The organism is Streptomyces sp. NPDC053673, from assembly GCF_055585225.1.
Genome location: NZ_JBVJKN010000109.1, coordinates 1 through 1,158, shown reverse-complemented (window position 1 = coordinate 1,158; position 1,158 = coordinate 1). Strand labels below are relative to the sequence as shown.

At 68.6% G+C, this 1,158-nt stretch carries 1 protein-coding gene; it reads left to right on the top strand.

Features of this window, described 5'->3' with window-relative positions; translation table 11 throughout:
- Positions 1–31: 31 nt before the first annotated feature.
- The coding region (locus tag ACZ6ZQ_RS38595) for a KR domain-containing protein (RefSeq protein WP_469773201.1) at positions 32–1,158 on the top strand (1,127 nt) is incomplete at its 3' end.

The window sequence follows — 1,158 nt, the reverse complement described above, 5'->3', positions numbered from 1 at the left end:
CGGTGTCCTGTCTGCTCTGGCGCAGGAGTGCGTGGCCGGTGAGGCAGCCGTGTTCGTGCCGGTGCTGCGAAAGGGGCGTCCTGAGGCGGAGGCGGCGGTCGCCGCTTTGGCTCAGGTGCATGTGCGGGGTGGCATCGTTGACTGGCAGGCGTTCTTTGCCGGCATGGGTGCACAGCGGATCGATTTGCCGACGTATGCGTTCCAGCGGCAGCGTTACTGGCCGGAGACCCGGTTGTCGACCGGCGACCCGGCCGACGTCGAGCCCGCGAACGCGCTGGACGCCCGCTTCTGGGACGTTATCGAGCAGCAGGATCTGGAGTCGCTTGCGGCCATGCTGGGCCTTGAGGACGTCAGCGCGTGGGGGAGCGTGGTTCCCGCTCTGTCGGCCTGGCGCCGTCAGGGGCAGGAGCAGTCGGTCGTGGATGGTTGGCGTTATCGGGCGAGCTGGAAGCCTGTGACTGCCGCAATGCCTTCCGGAACGGTGAGCGGTTCCTGGCTGGTGGTGGTACCTGCATCCCACGAGGGTGATGCCTCGGTTGAGGCTGTGGTGGGTGCGTTGTCGGGGTGTGGGGCTGAGGTTCGGCGGGTTGTGGTGGGGTCCGGTGTGGACCGGGCTGGGCTGGCCGAGCTGCTGGTCGATGCTGAGGCACTCGCCGGCGTTGTGTCGTTCCTCGGAATGGATGAGACGGGTGGGTTGTATGCCACGACGGCTTTGGTGCAGGGGTTGGGTGATGCCGGGGTTGGGGCGCCGTTGTGGTGTCTGACTCGGGGTGCGGTGTCGGTGGGTCGTTCGGACCGTCTCGTGTCGCCGGTGCAGGCGCAGGTGTGGGGTCTTGGGCGGGTTGCGGCGTTGGAGTTGCCGGAGCGCTGGGGCGGTCTGGTTGATCTGCCGGGTGTGCTGGACGAGCGTGCACTGTCACGGCTGGTCGGCGTGCTTGCCGGTGTTGGTGGTGAGGATCAGGTTGCGGTCCGGTCGTCGGGTGTGTTCGGCCGGCGCCTGGTACGCGCTGCTCGGGCTGTTCGGGGCGAGGGTTCGTGGGTTCCGGGCGGCACGGTCCTTGTCACGGGTGGTACGGGTGCGTTGGGTGGCCGGGTGGCGCGTTGGCTGGCCACGGCGGGTGCGGAGCGTGTCGTGCTGACCAGCCGTCGTGGGCTGGA